The organism is Paenibacillus sp. S150, from assembly GCF_019352175.1.
In the GTDB taxonomy this organism is placed as follows: domain Bacteria; phylum Bacillota; class Bacilli; order Paenibacillales; family Paenibacillaceae; genus Paenibacillus_AQ.
Map to the genome: position 1 here is coordinate 15,065 of NZ_JACBYI010000060.1, position 16,060 is coordinate 31,124.

At 53.7% G+C, this 16,060-nt stretch carries 12 protein-coding genes; 10 read left to right on the plus strand and 2 right to left on the minus strand.

What is annotated here, in order from left to right; genetic code table 11:
• The first annotated feature begins 24 nt into the window (after positions 1-24).
• From HYD27_RS29835 to ptsP, 10 genes are all read left to right on the plus strand, one after another.
• On the plus strand, positions 25-1,605 hold the full coding sequence (locus tag HYD27_RS29835) for a UDP-glucose--hexose-1-phosphate uridylyltransferase (RefSeq protein WP_219221405.1): 1,581 nt from the start codon (positions 25-27) through the stop codon (positions 1,603-1,605).
• A gap of 277 nt (positions 1,606-1,882) precedes the next feature.
• On the plus strand, positions 1,883-3,046 hold the full coding sequence (locus HYD27_RS29840) for an iron-containing alcohol dehydrogenase (RefSeq protein ID WP_219221406.1): 1,164 nt from the start codon (positions 1,883-1,885) through the stop codon (positions 3,044-3,046).
• Positions 3,047-3,682: 636 nt separating this feature from the next.
• The gene (locus tag HYD27_RS29845) at positions 3,683-4,219 is read left to right on the plus strand and encodes an NfeD family membrane protein (protein WP_219221407.1); all 537 of its coding nucleotides are present in this window, start codon (positions 3,683-3,685) and stop codon (positions 4,217-4,219) included.
• Positions 4,219-5,760: a flotillin lipid rafts scaffold protein FloT gene (locus tag HYD27_RS29850; RefSeq protein ID WP_219221408.1), complete on the plus strand. Its 1,542-nt coding sequence runs from the start codon at positions 4,219-4,221 to the stop codon at positions 5,758-5,760. The genes HYD27_RS29845 and HYD27_RS29850 overlap by 1 nt, the downstream gene beginning before the upstream one ends.
• 102 nt (positions 5,761-5,862) lie before the next feature.
• Positions 5,863-6,573 (plus strand): ABC transporter ATP-binding protein, encoded by a 711-nt coding sequence (locus HYD27_RS29855; protein ID WP_219221409.1) that lies wholly within the window; start codon positions 5,863-5,865, stop codon positions 6,571-6,573.
• A complete protein-coding gene (locus HYD27_RS29860; protein WP_219221410.1) occupies positions 6,566-8,182 on the plus strand; it encodes a hypothetical protein in 1,617 nt (538 codons plus the stop codon). Before HYD27_RS29855 ends, HYD27_RS29860 begins: the two co-directional genes overlap by 8 nt.
• A 137-nt stretch (positions 8,183-8,319) precedes the next feature.
• The gene (glcT, locus tag HYD27_RS29865) at positions 8,320-9,186 is read left to right on the plus strand and encodes a glucose PTS transporter transcription antiterminator GlcT (RefSeq protein ID WP_219221411.1); all 867 of its coding nucleotides are present in this window, start codon (positions 8,320-8,322) and stop codon (positions 9,184-9,186) included.
• A gap of 275 nt (positions 9,187-9,461) precedes the next feature.
• Complete coding sequence (ptsG, locus tag HYD27_RS29870) at positions 9,462-11,525, plus strand: glucose-specific PTS transporter subunit IIBC (protein WP_219221413.1); 2,064 nt, start codon at positions 9,462-9,464, stop codon at positions 11,523-11,525.
• A gap of 99 nt (positions 11,526-11,624) precedes the next feature.
• A complete protein-coding gene (locus HYD27_RS29875) occupies positions 11,625-11,900 on the plus strand; it encodes an HPr family phosphocarrier protein (protein ID WP_219221415.1) in 276 nt (91 codons plus the stop codon).
• Positions 11,893-13,605: a phosphoenolpyruvate--protein phosphotransferase gene (ptsP, locus tag HYD27_RS29880; RefSeq protein ID WP_219221417.1), complete on the plus strand. Its 1,713-nt coding sequence runs from the start codon at positions 11,893-11,895 to the stop codon at positions 13,603-13,605. The genes HYD27_RS29875 and ptsP overlap by 8 nt, the downstream gene beginning before the upstream one ends.
• A 654-nt stretch (positions 13,606-14,259) precedes the next feature.
• Here ptsP and HYD27_RS29885 read toward each other — a convergent pair.
• Together HYD27_RS29885 and HYD27_RS29890 are read right to left on the minus strand one after the other, a co-directional pair.
• Positions 14,260-14,826, minus strand: a complete 567-nt coding sequence (locus HYD27_RS29885) for an IS66 family transposase (RefSeq protein ID WP_219221418.1) — start codon at positions 14,824-14,826, stop codon at positions 14,260-14,262.
• A gap of 14 nt (positions 14,827-14,840) precedes the next feature.
• A complete protein-coding gene (locus HYD27_RS29890) occupies positions 14,841-15,860 on the minus strand; it encodes a transposase (RefSeq protein ID WP_219221420.1) in 1,020 nt (339 codons plus the stop codon).
• Positions 15,861-16,060: the final 200 nt, after the last annotated feature.

Sequence of the window (16,060 nt, forward strand, 5' to 3'; positions counted from 1 at the left end):
ACTGCACATGAAGGAGAAGAAGAAATGAACAACGATAATAATGCCGCTTCTGCGTCAGAGAAGGCGCTGCATGCGATCGAACAGCTCGTGCTGTTTGCAGCGCATCAGCAGCTGATTCAGCCTGCGGATGCCGATTACAGCCGCAATGAGCTGCTGGACCAGTTCGGCTTCAGCGAGCCGTATGCGGCCGAATTCGCAGAGGCGCCGCTGGAGAGTCCGCAGGCGCCGCTGGATGCCCTGATTGACTACGGCTTCGAAATCGGCCTGATTCCCGAGAATACAGATACGTACCGCGATCTGCTGGATGCCAAAATCATGGGCCTTCTCATGCCCCGGCCCTCCGAGGTTAATGCCGAATTCTACAGCCTTACGGCGGAGAAGGGCATTCAGGCGGCTACGGACCGCTTTTACAAGCTGAGCATTGATTCCAACTATATCCGCATGGACCGTATCTCGAAGAATGTCTACTGGCTGCAGGATTCCCCTTACGGGGACATCGAAATGACAATCAATCTGTCCAAGCCGGAGAAAAACCCGCAGGAAATTGCCATGGCCCGGCTGCTTCCGCCGCCGGTCTATCCGAAATGCCTGCTCTGCCGCGAGAATGTCGGCTACGCCGGAAGGCTCAATCATCCGCCCCGGCAGAACCTGCGCGTTATTCCACTAAAGCTGAATAACGAGAAGTGGTTCTTACAGTACTCTCCTTACGTGTACTACAATGAGCACTGCATTGTGTTCCATCACGACCATGTGCCGATGAAGCTGACGAAGGACAGCTTGAAGCGCCTGCTTGGCTTCGTGGAAGCCTTCCCGCATTACTTCATCGGCTCCAATGCCGACCTGCCGATTGTGGGCGGATCCATTCTGACCCATGATCATTTCCAGGGCGGACGCCACACGTTCCCGATTCAGAAGGCGCCGAAAGAGGATACCTTCACCCACGCTTCTTATCCCGGCGTAAGCCTCAGCATCGTGAAATGGCCGATGTCGGTACTGCGCCTGCAGGGTGCAGACCCGGCGGTGCTGCTGGAATGCGGAAATGAAATCTATGAAGCCTGGAAAGCTTACAGCGACCCGGAAGCCGAAGTGCTGGCTTTCAGCGGGGTGGACGGGGAGCGGACGCCGCATAATACGGTTACTCCTATCGTGCGCCGGGCCGAGGACGGCGGCTTCGAAATGGATCTGGTGCTGCGCAACAACCGGACCAGCGAGGAGCATCCCGAAGGAATCTACCACCCGCACCGGGAGATGCATCATATCAAGAAAGAGAACATCGGCCTGATCGAGGTGATGGGACTTGCGATTCTGCCGGGCCGCCTGAAGGAAGAGCTGGATGCCATCGCCGGTATTCTGGCCGGAGATACGGCTCTGCTGGAGGCTGCTGGGTCACAGGCTGACCACGCGCTGGCGCAGCATGCTTCATGGATTCAGGAGCTGGCCGCACGTTTTGGCACCGCGCTGGACCGTGAGGAAGCGGTCAGGACGGTGCAGAACGAGGTTGGGATCAGGTTCACCCGTATCCTGGAGCATGCCGGCGTGTACAAGCGGACGCCCGAAGGCCAGGCGGCTTTCCGCCGCTTTGCCCACAGTCTGGGCTTCCGCTGAGCGCACGCGGCGTGCCTTTTGTAAGACACATCAGTTATTGCTGAACGTGCGTGGAGTATGCCATCACGGCTGGCGCTGGCTTTATATGGCTGGCGCCAGACCGGGGCAGTCTCTGCTAAGCCTATCCATATTCTATGAAATGCCCCCAGCCGCCGGCCCGGGGGCATTTCTTTTTGCGCGGGAACCTGTTTGTACGGGACTGATTTGAATGCGGCATGCCGGAGGTCTATAATAGAATATTGCATCACATTCCCTTAATTAACGGAGGTTTATTCCTATGCGCAAGTTTGAATTTTATAATCCTACCAGGTTGATTTTTGGACGAGGTACCCTGAGCGCACTTCAGCATGAAGTGCCCAAATACGGCAAGAATGTGCTGCTCATGTACGGCGGCGGCAGCATCAAACGCAGCGGCCTGTACGATAAGGTTATCGCCGAGCTGAAGGCTGCCGGCGCTGAAGTTACGGAATTGTCCGGCGTAGAACCAAATCCGCGGCTGTCCACTGTACATAAGGGTGTAGACCTCTGCCGCGGGAAGGGCATCGACCTGATTCTTGCCGTAGGCGGCGGAAGCGTGCTGGATTGTGCGAAGGCGGTTGCGGTCGGTGCGAAATATGACGGGGATATGTGGGACTTTGTAGAGCGCAAAGCGGCTCCGCAGGGTGCACTGCCCCTCGGCACAGTGCTTACTATGGCAGCCACAGGCTCGGAGATGAACAACGGCTCCGTAATTACCAATGAAGCCACCCGGGAAAAAATGGGCTGGGGCAGCGTTCACGCCTTCCCGGCCTTTTCCATCCTTGATCCGGAGAATACCTTCTCCCTGCCGCGTGACCAGACTGTATACGGAATGGTGGATATCATGTCCCATGTGCTGGAGCATTACTTCCATACGGACGGAAATACGCTTGTACAGGACGGGTTCTGCGAGACGCTGCTGCGCACCGTGATTGCTGCCGCGCCGAAGCTGATTGAAGACCTGGACAGCTACGAGCTGCGCGAGACGGTCATGTACTGCGGCACAATGGCGCTGAACGGAATGGTCAGCATGGGCTTTGCCGGAGATTGGGCCACCCACAACATTGAGCATGCCGTATCGGCGGTATACGATATTCCGCACGGCGGCGGTCTGGCAATTCTCTTCCCGCACTGGATGAAATACAACCTCAGCACGAACCCTGCCCGTTTCCGCCAGCTGGCCGTCAATGTATTCGGCATTGATGCTGCCGGCCGGACCGATGAGGAAGTGGGCCTTGAGGGCATTGAAGCGCTGCGCAGCTTCTGGGATTCCATCGGCGCGCCGAAGACGCTGGGCGACTATGATATCGGCAGCAGCGAGATCGGCAGCATGGCCGACAAAGCGGTGCGCTTCGGACCATTCGGCAATTTCCGCAAGCTGCAGCGTGAAGATGTGGTTGAAATCTATACAATGGCGCTGTAAGACGAAGGCCAGGAAAGAGCAATTAAACCTGGCGCTGGAGGGGACATAAGGTGCGGCTGAGGCTGACACTGCTTGGATGGGGATGTCTGCGTTTCTATTAGCGAATTCGCGTACTGATTGATGGGCGTACCCTCCCCGTTTTCCACGGGGCTTTGCTGCACCTTCGAGCTGCTTGTCAAGTTCTATATTTCGCGCTCAAAGAAAAGGGCGGGCTATCTTTTCGGTAACCTGCTCTTTTTTTGATTTTAGGCAAGCGCTTTAGGGCAAGAGAACTATCCCAGTCCTGAATCCGAGGTTAGATAAAAGAATGCCGGGTTAAGCGCCGCACGCGTGACATTTAAGTTCTTCCAGGCGTACCCTAAAAGGCAGGCGTATCTTGACTATTTGATACAAACTGGACTTGAAATCTTGAGCCTGTCATTCGGACCACCAACAATTTTGCTGGAAATAACGGCCCAAATGCCGATGTTGAACCTCACCTGGGCACATTGCGCCGAAATAACGGCGGACAATGCCGTTATTGGAGCGTAGCGCTGCATAGACTGAGATAATAACCCAGGATTGTGAAACCAAGGACATGCTTTTTGCGTTTATACTAGTATGACATTCCGGAAGTAAAGACGGGAGGAGAACGATATGGAAACGCTGTATTTGGGCTGTTTGGCGCTAGGCGTCATTTTTGCCGTAGTCAGCGTGCTTTTGGGGGATCTGATCGGCAGTGCCTTGGACGGGATTTTTGATGTGGTGTCCTTTCATGTGATCAGCCCTGCGGTCCTGGCCGGAGGCATCACCGTATTCGGGGGAGCAGGCATTTTGCTGACCCGCTACAGCAGCCTGGAGGACGGTCCAATTGTGGCTCTGTCCCTGCTCACTGCGGGGTTTATGGGTGTTGTTATGTATTTGGGAGTGGTGAAGCCCATGGACAAAAGCGAGATGTCCAGCGGCTTCTCCATGAGTGAGCTGCCCGGCAAAATCGGGGAGATTACCGTTCCTGTTCCGGCACAGGGCTACGGCGAGATAATGGTGAGATTCGGTGCAGGCAACAGTCTGCATACGGCGGCGAGCTTTGATCATCAGCCCCTGCCTGCCGGGATCAAGGTGGTGGTGGTCGAGGTGCAGGAGGGTGTCGCGCTTGTGTCTGAATTCGAACAGCGAAGAGGAGAGGATCTGTAATGTACGGTTTGCCTGAATTTTTGTTTATACCTGCTGTGGTGGTTGCTGTGCTCCTGGTGCTAGGACTTGCGTTCTGGGCGCGCTACAAAACGGTTGGTCCCGATGAAGGAATGATTGTTACCGGTTCATTCCTGGGCAGCAATCATATTTCCGACGACGGCTCCGGCCGCAAAATCAAGATCGTCCGCGGCGGCGGGGCGTTTATTCTGCCGGTCTTCCAGAAGGCCGAATTTATGTCTCTGCTCTCCCACAAGCTCGACGTGACGACCCCGGAGGTATACACCGAGCAAGGGGTTCCTGTTATTGCCGACGGGGTTGCCATCATCAAGGTGGGCAGCTCCACCGAGGATGTGGCCACGGCGGCCGAGCAGTTCATGGGCAAGCCGATTGATGCGCTGAAGAGCGAGGCCCAGGAGGTGCTGGAAGGCCATCTGCGGGCGATTCTCGGCTCAATGACGGTGGAGGAGGTTTACCGCAACCGGGACCGTTTTGCCCAGGAGGTGCAGGGGGTAGCGGCGCGTGATCTGAAGAAAATGGGTCTGCAGATCGTTTCCTTTACCATTAAGGATGTGCGCGACAAGCATGGTTACCTGGAAGCGCTAGGGAAGCCGCGCATTGCCGCAGTGAAGCGGGATGCGGAGATTGCGGAAGCGGAAGCTGTGCGGGATGCGCGGATTCAGAAGGCCAATGCCGAAGAGCAGGGGCAGAAGGCGGAGCTGCTGCGCGACACGAACATTGCCGAAGCCTCCAAGGATAACCAGCTTAAGGTGGCTGCCTTTAAGCGTGATCAGGATACCGCGAAGGCGGAAGCCGACCAGGCCTACCATATTCAGGAGGCGCGTGCCAAGCAGACGGTGGTTGAAGAGCAGATGAAGGTCGAGCTGGTGCGCAAGGAGCGGGAAATTGATCTTCAGGCCAAGGAAATCCAGGTGCGCGAGAAGCAGTATGACGCTGAAGTGAAGAAGAAGGCCGAAGCCGACCGGTACGCGGTGGAGCAGGCGGCGGAAGCCGACAAGGCCAAGAGAATGCGCGAAGCCGATGCCCTGCAGTACAGCATTGAGACCCAGGCCAAGGCCACCTCCGAGCAGAAGAGGCTGGAAGGCCAGGCTGTGGCGGATGCCGAGCTGGCCAAAGGTAAGGCGGAATCTGAGGTTATCCGGCTGCGCGGCCTCGCGGAAGCGGAAGCCAAGGAGAAGCTGGCGGAAGCGTTCCAGAAGTTCGGCGAGGCGGCAGTACTCGATATTATCGTGAAAATGCTGCCTGACCTGGCCGGACGGATCGCCGAGCCGCTGGCTTCCATCGATAAGCTGACGGTGGTGGATACCGGCAACGGTGAAGGCGCTGCCCGGGTCAGCAACTATGTGACCCAGCTGATGTCCACAGCTCCGGAAATGCTCAAAAGCGTCTCCGGAATTGATGTAGAGGCGTTGATTAAGGGGCTGACAAAAGGAACGGCAGCCTCCAAAGCGCCGGCTGTTCCGCCAGCAAGCCAGCCAGCAGCCCCTGCACCTGTTGCACTCGCTGAGAAGCCTGCAGAATAACAGAATAAGAGCACTGCGATCCTGGGGATGACCGGCAGCTTCAGCCCGTCATCCCTTGCTTTTTTATTATTAATGACTTCAAGAGGAGTGGAGGGAGACCCGATGCAGCTGATCCTTGATAATATCCGCAAAAGCTTTGATGACAAGCATGTGCTCAAAGGCATCGACTTTACCTTTGAAAAAGGGAAAATTTACGGCCTGCTTGGCCGTAACGGCGCCGGCAAAACTTCACTGTTCAACTGTCTGAGCGGAGAAACCCGGATGGACAGCGGAGGCGCTTTTTTGCGGAGAGGGGAGGTCAGCCTTCCGCTTCTTGAAGAGGAGATCGGGTATGTGTTTTCATTGCCGATTCTGCCGGAATTTCTGACAGGCCATGAGTTTGTGAAGTTCTATATGGACATCAACCGGGACAAAATTCAACCGGGAAGAACCATCGAGGACTATTTTGACATTATCCGGTTTGAACCGGGAGACCGGCATCGGCTGATCAAGGGCTATTCCCACGGCATGAAGAACAAAATCCAGATGCTGTGCTTCATCATCACCCGCCCCCCGCTGATCCTGCTGGATGAGCCGCTTACCTCGTTTGACGTCGTGGTGGCGCTGGAGATCAAGAAGCTGCTGCGTGAGATGAAGCAGGACCATATTATTATTTTTTCCACCCATATTCTGCAGCTTGCCGCCGATCTGTGCGATGAGCTTGTGATACTGAACAATGGCGTGCTTCAGGAAATTCCCGCTGACACTTTGCACAGTCCGGAATTCGAGGAGCGGATCATTGCACTGCTGAGGGACGGCGGCGGCCATGATTAGCACGCTGAAGAGCATCATGGAAATCCGCGGGGCGTCGGGGGCGAACCGGCTTCTGTACTATTTTGGAAGAATACCTCTGCTCGGGAGGCTGATGAATGACAGTGTCTATTCCCGGACCGCGCTCAAGAGGACTGTTACGATCCTGGCGGCCATCCTGAAAATCCTCTGGGGATTCCTGTCCAAGTTTGCCTACCTGGGGCTTATCGTGTATCTGCCTGTACTGCTCACCGCCAGGGAGCTGCCGGCCTCCGGGCAATATGACCTCTATTTGCATATTCTGGTGCTGCTCAGCTTTGTTGTGGCCGGAGTCTCAAGTGCGGTGATTCTGGAACCCAAGCGCGACAAGTATATCTGCGTGAAGCTGATGCGGCTGCCGGCTGACAAGTACATGCATGCTACGCTGGCTCTCAGGGGCTTAACCTTTTTTATTTATTTTTTGCCGGCAATGCTGGTATTTGCCCGCCTGCTGGCTGCTCCGCTCTGGCAGGGCCTGGTTCTGTCGCTGCTGCTGACGTTCTGCCGCACCGGCTGGGAAGCGCTGCACCTGTGGCTGTTCGACCATTGGGAAATCGTGCTGGTCAAAAAAACGGGCTGGGTCTGGTCCGTCATTGGAGCGGGTTACCTGCTGGCTTATGTGCCTCTGTATTTGGGAAGGGCTTCTCTGGATATGGATGCCGTTCTGTTTAATCTTCCTTTGGTTCTGGCACTTGCGGCTTTGGGAGCTTTGTCGGCATGGTACATTGCCAGGTATCCCCGCTACCGGAACGCAGTGGACGCAGTGACCAAGATTGATGACCCCCTGCTGGATATGGGGCGCATGATGAAAGAAGCGAATATGAAGCAGGTGGAAACCAAAGAGAAGGACTACTCGGCGGAGCAGCTCCGGCCTGATCAATTCACCGGAAAAAGCGGCTATGCCTATCTGAACGCGATCTTTTTCTCCCGGCACAGACGTTTCCTGGCCCAGCCCATTCAGCGGAGACTGGTAATTATTGGCGCATTGTTTGCGGCAGGCTTGCTGACCCTGCTGGCCTTGCCGGACACGTTCTCGAAGCTGGTCCAGTATTTGACCGGCGCGCTGCCGGTGTTTGTCATTGTCATGAATTTCACTTCCATTGGGGAGCGGGTCTGCAAAGCGATGTTCTTCAACTGTGACCTGAGCCTGCTGCGCCACGGCTTCTACCGTGAGCGGTCGGCAATTCTGAGCAATTTCCGCATTCGCCTGCTCCGCATCAGCGGCCTCAATTTGATTCCTGCCACAGCGGTCTGCCTGGCGGTGAATCTGCTCATCTTCTTGTCAGGGGAAGCTTGGGGAGCTGGGCAAGCAATGATTTTCTGCGGTGTGATTCTTGGACTGTCGCTGTTTTTCTCGGTGCATCATTTGTTTATGTATTATATCTTCCAGCCTTACAGCACAGAGCTGAACCTGAAGAATCCGTTCTTCAGCATCGTCAACAGCATCGTTCTCGCCGTGGGGGTTATCTCCTTGCAGCTTCAGAGTACCCCCGCCCGTTTTGCCATGATGGTACTGCTTGCGGCTGCGGGCTACATGCTGATTGCCCTGCTGCTGGTCTACAGATATTCGTACCGAACCTTCCGTGTGAAATAAGGCTCTCCTTCCGGCGCTTCTAAATATGGAATTCTTGATGTATGATGGCAGCTCAAGTATAATCTACACATGCTGCTTCATTAATACGGGCTGCTTTAAATGGGAAAGGGTATTCAGAATTAAAAGAGGTGTCGGAAGTGAGCAGCATAACAGTAGCGAAGGTACTTAATAATAATGTGATTATTGCCCAGCATCCCCAATATGCCGAAGTGGTTGTTATTGGCAAGGGCATCGGGTTTAACCGCAAAATGCGCGACCGGATCAATCTGTCCTCCGTGGAGAAGATGTTTATTCTCCGCAACCAGGAGGAGCAGGAACAATATAAGCAGCTGATCCCCCAGGTGGACGAGAAGCTTATTGAGGTTGTGCAGGAGATTGTGCTGCATATCCTGCAGAGCAGCCGCCAGCCGCTGAATGAGCATATCCACATTGCGCTGACCGATCATATCTCGTTCGCCATCCGCAGAAACGAGCAGAATATTGCCATACATAATCCTTTTTTGTACGAAACCAAAGAAATCTATCCGGAAGAGTACAGTCTGGCGGAGTATGCGGTAGGGCGGATTAACGAGGCGATGGGAGTTGCGCTGCCTCCGGACGAAATCGGCTTTGTCGCCCTGCATATTGTCAGCGCACTCAGCAACCGGCATATTTCCGAGGTGAAGCTGCACTCCCTGCTGATAGGAGACATGGTCAATCTGGTGGAGGACAATCTGGATTATCATATTCCGCGCGAATCGCTGGATTACTCCCGGCTCGTGACTCATCTGCGCTTTGTGCTGGAGCGGCTGCGGCGGGGAGAAACCGTCAGAGAGACCTCTTCGCTGGACGGTCTGATGAAACGGGAATACCCGGAGATGTACATGCTGGCCTGGAAGCTGACCAAGGTCATCGAGCAGCGGGTGCATATTCCTGTATACGCAGCAGAGGTGAGCTACCTGACGATTCATTTGCAGCGCCTTGCCCAGAAAAAAGAGGATGAAGCGGATATGGGGCAGCCGTAACCGGCAGCACAGCCGATGGCCCCATGGCGTGGGGATTTTATGCTTGCATGTTGAAATGAACGGTGCTACAATTGACCTTGGTAAAACAAAACAGAATACAAAGCGTGTAACTGATACGATCAGGCATGAGTGATTTACAGTATTTTGGTTGTCCAGCCCCAACTCGGGGTAATCTAACCTTGTGTTAGTGGAGCAGCCTGTATACTGTGTTACTCATGCCTTTTTTGTCTTCTGTTTGAAAGAAATCAATGATTAATGAATAAGGAAGTGAAGCAATGTTCAAAAAACTGTTCGGCGTATTGCAGAGGGTCGGTAAAGCGCTTATGCTTCCGGTGGCCATTCTGCCTGCCGCAGGTCTGCTCCTTGGGATCGGCAACATGCTGGTTAACCCCGACTTCCTGCAGTATGTGCCGGCACTGGAAAATAATGTGGTCCAGGCCATTGCCAATGTATTGATGAACTCGGGACAAATTGTCTTCAGCAACTTATCGCTTCTCTTTGCGGTCGGCGTAGCCATTGGGCTGGCCGGCGGTGAAGGGGTAGCCGGGCTTGCGGCTATTATCGGGTTCCTCGTGATGAACGTGACCATGGGAACGGTGCTCGGCATCAATGAATGGGTGCTCAGCAAGCAGGACTTTGCCTACTCCAGTGTCCTGGGGATTCCCACCCTGCAGACCGGTGTCTTCGGCGGTATCCTGGTCGGGATACTGGCGGCGTCCATGTACAAGCGCTTCTTCCGCATAGAGCTGCCCTCCTATCTGGGGTTCTTTGCGGGTAAACGTTTTGTGCCCATTATGACGGCGGTGACCTCCCTGATCCTCGGCCTTGCGCTCACGATTATTTGGCCGCCAATCCAGCATGGCCTGAACTATGTATCGCAAAGCATGATTGATACGAATCTGACGCTGTCGGCCTTCATCTTCGGGGTCATCGAGCGTTCCCTGATTCCATTCGGTCTGCATCACATCTTCTACTCGCCGTTCTGGTATGAATTCGGAAGCTATATCGACAAGGCCGGCGATCTGGTCCGCGGGGACCAGCGGATTTTCATGCAGCAGCTGCGTGACGGCGTTGATTTCACAGCGGGGACCTTCACCACCGGCAAATATCCGTTCATGATGTTCGGTCTGCCGGCAGCGGCGCTGGCGATCTATCATGAAGCCAGACCCGAGAACAAACGGATAGTCGGCAGCCTGATGGTGTCCGCTGCGCTTACATCCTTCCTGACAGGGATCACTGAGCCGCTGGAATTCTCGTTCCTGTTCGTAGCCCCGCTGCTGTTCGCAGTGCATGCCGTATTCGCGGGTCTGTCCTTCATGACCATGCATATCCTGAATGTCAAAATCGGGATGACGTTCTCCGGCGGTTTCATTGACTATGTGCTGTTCGGCATTATTCCGAACCGCACAGCATGGTGGCTGGTGATTCCGGTGGGCCTGGTGCTTGCGGTCATCTACTACTTCGGCTTCCGCTTTGTTATCCGGAAGTTCAATCTCAGAACACCGGGCCGTGAGGATCCGTCCGATGATGCCGAAGAAGCAAATACAGAGAATGTGTCCAGAAGCGGCGACGATCTGCCGCGCAACATTTTGTCAGCGCTGGGCGGCAAAGAAAACATTACACATCTCGACGCCTGCATTACACGGCTTCGTGTAGAGGTTAAAGATAAAGCCGGCGTTGACAAGAACCGTCTGAAGAAGCTGGGCGCGTCCGGTGTGCTCGAGGTCGGCAACAACGTGCAGGCGATCTTCGGAACCCGTTCAGATACGATCAAATCGCAGATTCAGGATGTCATGGACGGCAGAACGCCGGCCGCATCCCCGGCCGGAGCCGCTCCGCAGCCTGAGCTTGAGAAGCAGGCGGGTGAAGAAGGCGCTGCCATCATCCCTGAAGATATCGTCTCCCCGGTCAACGGGGAACTGCTTGATATCACACAGGTACCGGATGCGGTCTTCTCACAGAAGATGACCGGCGACGGCTTTGCATTCCTGCCCTATGACGGCAAGATTGCTTCGCCGGTGTACGGCAAGGTGTTCAATGTCTTCCCAAGCAAGCATGCGATCGGCATCATGTCCGACGGCGGCAAGGAAGTACTGGTGCATATCGGCGTGAACACGGTTAAGCTCAAGGGCCAGGGCTTCACCATTCTGGTCGAAGAGGGCGATCTGGTTGCCGCAGGGCAGCCGATCATGGAGGTTGATCTGGAATACGTCAAGGCTCATGCGCCTTCCATAATTTCACCGGTGATTTTCTCCAATCTGCCGGAAGGTTCCGCAGTTACTTTGAAGAAGCCGGGCAAAGCGGTTATCGGCGACAAGGATATCATCAGCATCCTGTAAAATGTGCAATAGCGCAGCGCTTCCTTTATAATCAAAGGAAGCGCGGCTTTTACCATACATCACAAATCTATATGAACAGAAAGCGAGTTGGATATTATCATGCAAAAAACATTCAGAATTATCGACGAAGACGGAATTCACGCACGCCCGGCAACAGCGCTGGTTAATACAGCAACTAAATTTAAAGGCACTGAAGCGTTTGCAGAAGCCAAGGGCAAAAAGGTAACCCTTAAATCCATCCTCGGCGTATTGTCCCTGGGTCTTGAAGCAGGCGACACTTTGACTCTGATTACTGAGGGCAGTGAAGAAACCGAAGCGCTGGGCGCACTTCAGGAAGTTATGGTTAAAGAAGGGCTGGGAGAGCTGCATGAGTAAAATTTCAGGAATCGCGGCTTCAGCAGGCATTGCCGTAGCCCGTGCCTTTATCCTGGAACATCCGGATTATACCATTACAAAAACAGCTGTCGCCGATGTGGAGGCAGAGGTTGCCAAGCTGACGGACGCGCTGGAGAAATCCAAAAGCGAGCTGCAGAGCATCAAGGAGCGTACACTTGCTGAGCTGGGTGAGAAGAAGGCGGAGATTTTTGAATCCCATCTGCTGATTCTGGAAGATCCGGAGCTGATCAGTCCCGTAATGGACAAAATCCGTGAGGAAGCGGTTAATGCGGACTACGCCCTGAATGAAGTAGCCAATCAGTTTATTGAAATGTTCGAAAATATGAAAAGCGCGTACCTGCAGGAACGCGCTGCCGATATGCGCGACGTGACCAAACGCGTACTGAACCACCTGCTGGGCATTCATTATGTCAGTCCGGCAGAGATCAGCGAAGAGGTTATCGTTATCGCCCAGGACTTGACACCATCCGACACGGCACAGCTGAACCGCAACTTCGTCAAGGGATTCACGACAAACATCGGCGGCCGGACCTCGCACTCGGCCATCATGGCCCGCTCCCTGGAAATTCCGGCGGTAGTCGGCACCAAGAATGTACTGTCCGAAGTCAACGCAGGAGATCTGGTGATTGTCGACGGTCTGAGCGGCGACGTTCTGATTAACCCGAGCGATGCCGAAGTGGCAGAGTACAAAGCTAAGCAGGCCGCTTATGATCTGCAAATCGCCGAGTGGAAAAAGCTCCGCGACGAGCCGACCGTATCGGCTGACGGCAAGCATGTCGAGCTGGCCGCCAACATCGGCACACCGAACGATGTGAACGGGGTGATCGATAACGGCGGCGAAGGTGTGGGTCTGTACCGCACAGAGTTCCTGTACATGGGCCGCGACAAGCTGCCCTCCGAAGAAATTCAGTACAATGCTTACCGCACCGTGCTGGAGAACATGAACGGCAAGCCGGTTGTTGTGCGCACGCTGGATATCGGCGGCGACAAGGAGCTGCCTTACCTGGACCTGCCGAAGGAAATGAACCCGTTCCTTGGCTTCCGGGCGATCCGCCTGTGTCTGGACCGACAGGATATTTTCCGCACCCAGCTGCGCGCCTTGCTCAGGGCAAGCGCCCATGGCGATCTGCGGATCATGTTCCCGATGATCGCCACGCTTGGCGAATTCCGTGCGGCCCGTGCTTTGCTGCTGGAGGAGAAGGCCAAGCTGCGCGAAGAAGGCAAGGAAGTGTCGGACAACATTCAACTGGGCATTATGGTTGAGATTCCTTCCACTGCCGTCCTGGCTGACCAGTTCGCCAAGGAAGTGGATTTCTTCAGCATCGGAACCAATGACCTTATCCAATATACAATGGCTGCCGACCGTATGAATGAACGGGTATCCTACCTGTATCAGCCATACAACCCGGCGATTCTGCGCTTGGTCAAAATTGTCATCGACGCAGCCCATGCTGAAGGCAAATGGACCGGCATGTGCGGCGAAATGGCCGGCGACAGCACGGCGATTCCGCTGCTGCTGGGCCTGGGCCTTGATGAATTCAGCATGAGCGCCACTTCCATTCTGCCGGCACGCAGCCAGATCGCGAAGCTGTCTGCCGCTGACATGAAGGAAATGGCGGCCAAAGCGCTTCAGCTCGGCACTGCCGAGGAAGTTGCCGCACTTGTGCAGGGCAGCGTGAATTAATTACTGCTTCAGGCATTACTCCGTTTTAAGCCAGTCACTTTTCCAACTACTTTATGCCGGTCTCCCTCGGGGGCCGGTTTTTTTGTGCGCCTCACAGTCGCACCATCTAGGTGGTTCAAGTCCACCCGGTAACTTTACCCTTTAAAGTGCCGTAGCCGAAGTAGATATCCGGGCAACCGAAGGTTGCCCGGATAGGCAGGGTGTCTTCCGCGAGGAAGAATCTGAAGGGCCTGCAGGCAAAGTCCAGCCCGGAATGCAGTGAACCAGAGGTGGCGGCGATGTTGGGTGACCCGCCAAGAAAACGGGGAAACCTATACGAATTCATATATCTTACAGGAAAACAACTAAAGGGAAATGACCTGTAGGACTCATCGACGTGATTAGGGTCAGGATGGACAGAACAGAAGGTGCAGATGACTGAGGGAAGTCTCGTAGTCTCCTTGGCGCAAACGCGGACGAGGTAGGGGCGGTATAACCGAAAGGGAAAGCCAAGCCGAAGGGCTGCGAGATGGCGGATCGTTCCGTAGTAGTGAGTAAGTCCGGGCCAATGAAAGCTGGTAACAGACTGGAGGAGAAAACTCGGATGAGTATGCGCCCAGAATTTTTTTTTTAGAGACAAGTAGTCTGGAAAAAAAACTACGGTTGATTAATTTGCTAACATAATTTGTTTTCAATCTGTTTAAGGTAGGCAACGGGGTCTCTGCGGAAGCGTCTGCGTTTCGTGGTTTCGTCTAGCCGCTTCGCCCATCGACAACGTTCTTGGTTGAAATCTTCATACGAAACTCGTTGCAACCTCGGCACGAGATTCTGTTGGTTTAACGCATCATCGACAAGCACGACAAACTCACCACATCGGAGAATATGTTCGTTCCAACTGCGGCGTCCCGTCGTTCGCCGGTGTTTTGTTTTGGTTTGACGAAAAAAACGTTCATGGTCATTATTGGTACGTGGGACCCACGGCGAATCGTAGTAGGTAAAGAGTCCTTTCCAAAAGCCACGGGTATAGCTTTGGAAATTGGATACGAATTCGACATCTTCTTTTCGGGTATACGTTTTTTGTATCCAGGACAACAAACATTGCATCTCAAAACGTACCGTTTCACTACGTTGGTCCTCCGTGACCGTTGCAGGAGCAAGTAACTTGGCGGTTTCCTGAATCGGAACCAGCCACCGTTTCACCGCGTGGTACTTTGAAGTGAATTCAGGCAGTTTGCGGAACAAAAGAAGAACCTTTTTCAGGAGGACGGCCCCCTTTTTTTAGCTACACTCTTTTCGAGTGAAGCTTTCACGGCCTCAGCTTTCTCATAAATTTGAATCCCCGGCAGATCCAGTGGGGGATTTCCGTCCTCCAGCAGAAGCGAGCGAGTGGCAGCTAAGTAATCCCGAGTGACTTCGCTTTCTAATGAATCGTCATCTTCTACTTGCTTTTCAATTTCTCGCAGACCCCGCAGGCTTTTTTTGAGACCGGTTTTGAGTTTGCGGTCCAGATCAACGACCGGTTTGGCAATGTCTTTAAGGTAGTGGTACTGGCAGTATTGGTACGGGGTTTCCGGCCAAGTTTCCGCCATCGCCAGCCGAATCGATTGTTGTCCATCACTGACGAGTCCAATGACAGGAAATCCAAGGTCTTTGACGGGTTTTAAGAGAGCCATAAGCTCGGTTTTAGAACCGCTTTTTAAGTTTTTTGCCATTATAATCCGGCCACTAAACCCTTCACGTACCACATACAACGTTTCATTTCCTTTCTCTGGCTGAATACCATCCATAGAAAGAAGGAGTCCGTTATATTCCTTGACTACGTCGGCTAACTGTTCTTCTACATCAGCGGTCAAAGAGGCGCGAAGCAAGGTTAGATACCATTCATAAAGGCGCATGGCATGGCGTTCTGAAGTGGGAATGCCGCGCTGTGATAGGGCTTCTGAAATCTCAGTCACGGTCATATGTTGCTTAAATCGCATTTCACCGACCAGCACTAGCACATCGTAGGCATACGAAGTGTGCTTGAGACACAAAGCATCTGCCTGAACTGAGCGAAAATACCTTTTGGGTTTGTCGCAGACTGGATTCGAACAGTGATACGCCATATTCCAGACTTCAATAATGCCTTCAAGAGTCGCTACAATTTTGTTTGAGGCGTTGTGATGACGCTTGAGTTTAGTTCCACAATCAGGACAATGAGTAAATTCCGGACGAAAATACATTTTTCGTTCAGGAATGATTCGATTTTTAGGTAAGCCTCTCTTTTGTGGTTTCATGATGATTCCTCCAAGTTAGGTCTTACCATTCATTACCCGATTCCAGAGTTGTTAGAGAAATAATCAACCGTAGAAAAAAAAAGAAGGTGTTGTCGCATACCCTGCTCTCACTCCAAAAGAGGAGAGACAGAGGCAAAGGGAACGTGCTTCGTCAAAGCCTGTGAGTTCTCGCGAGTGGAGATCGTACACGTCTTAAACCA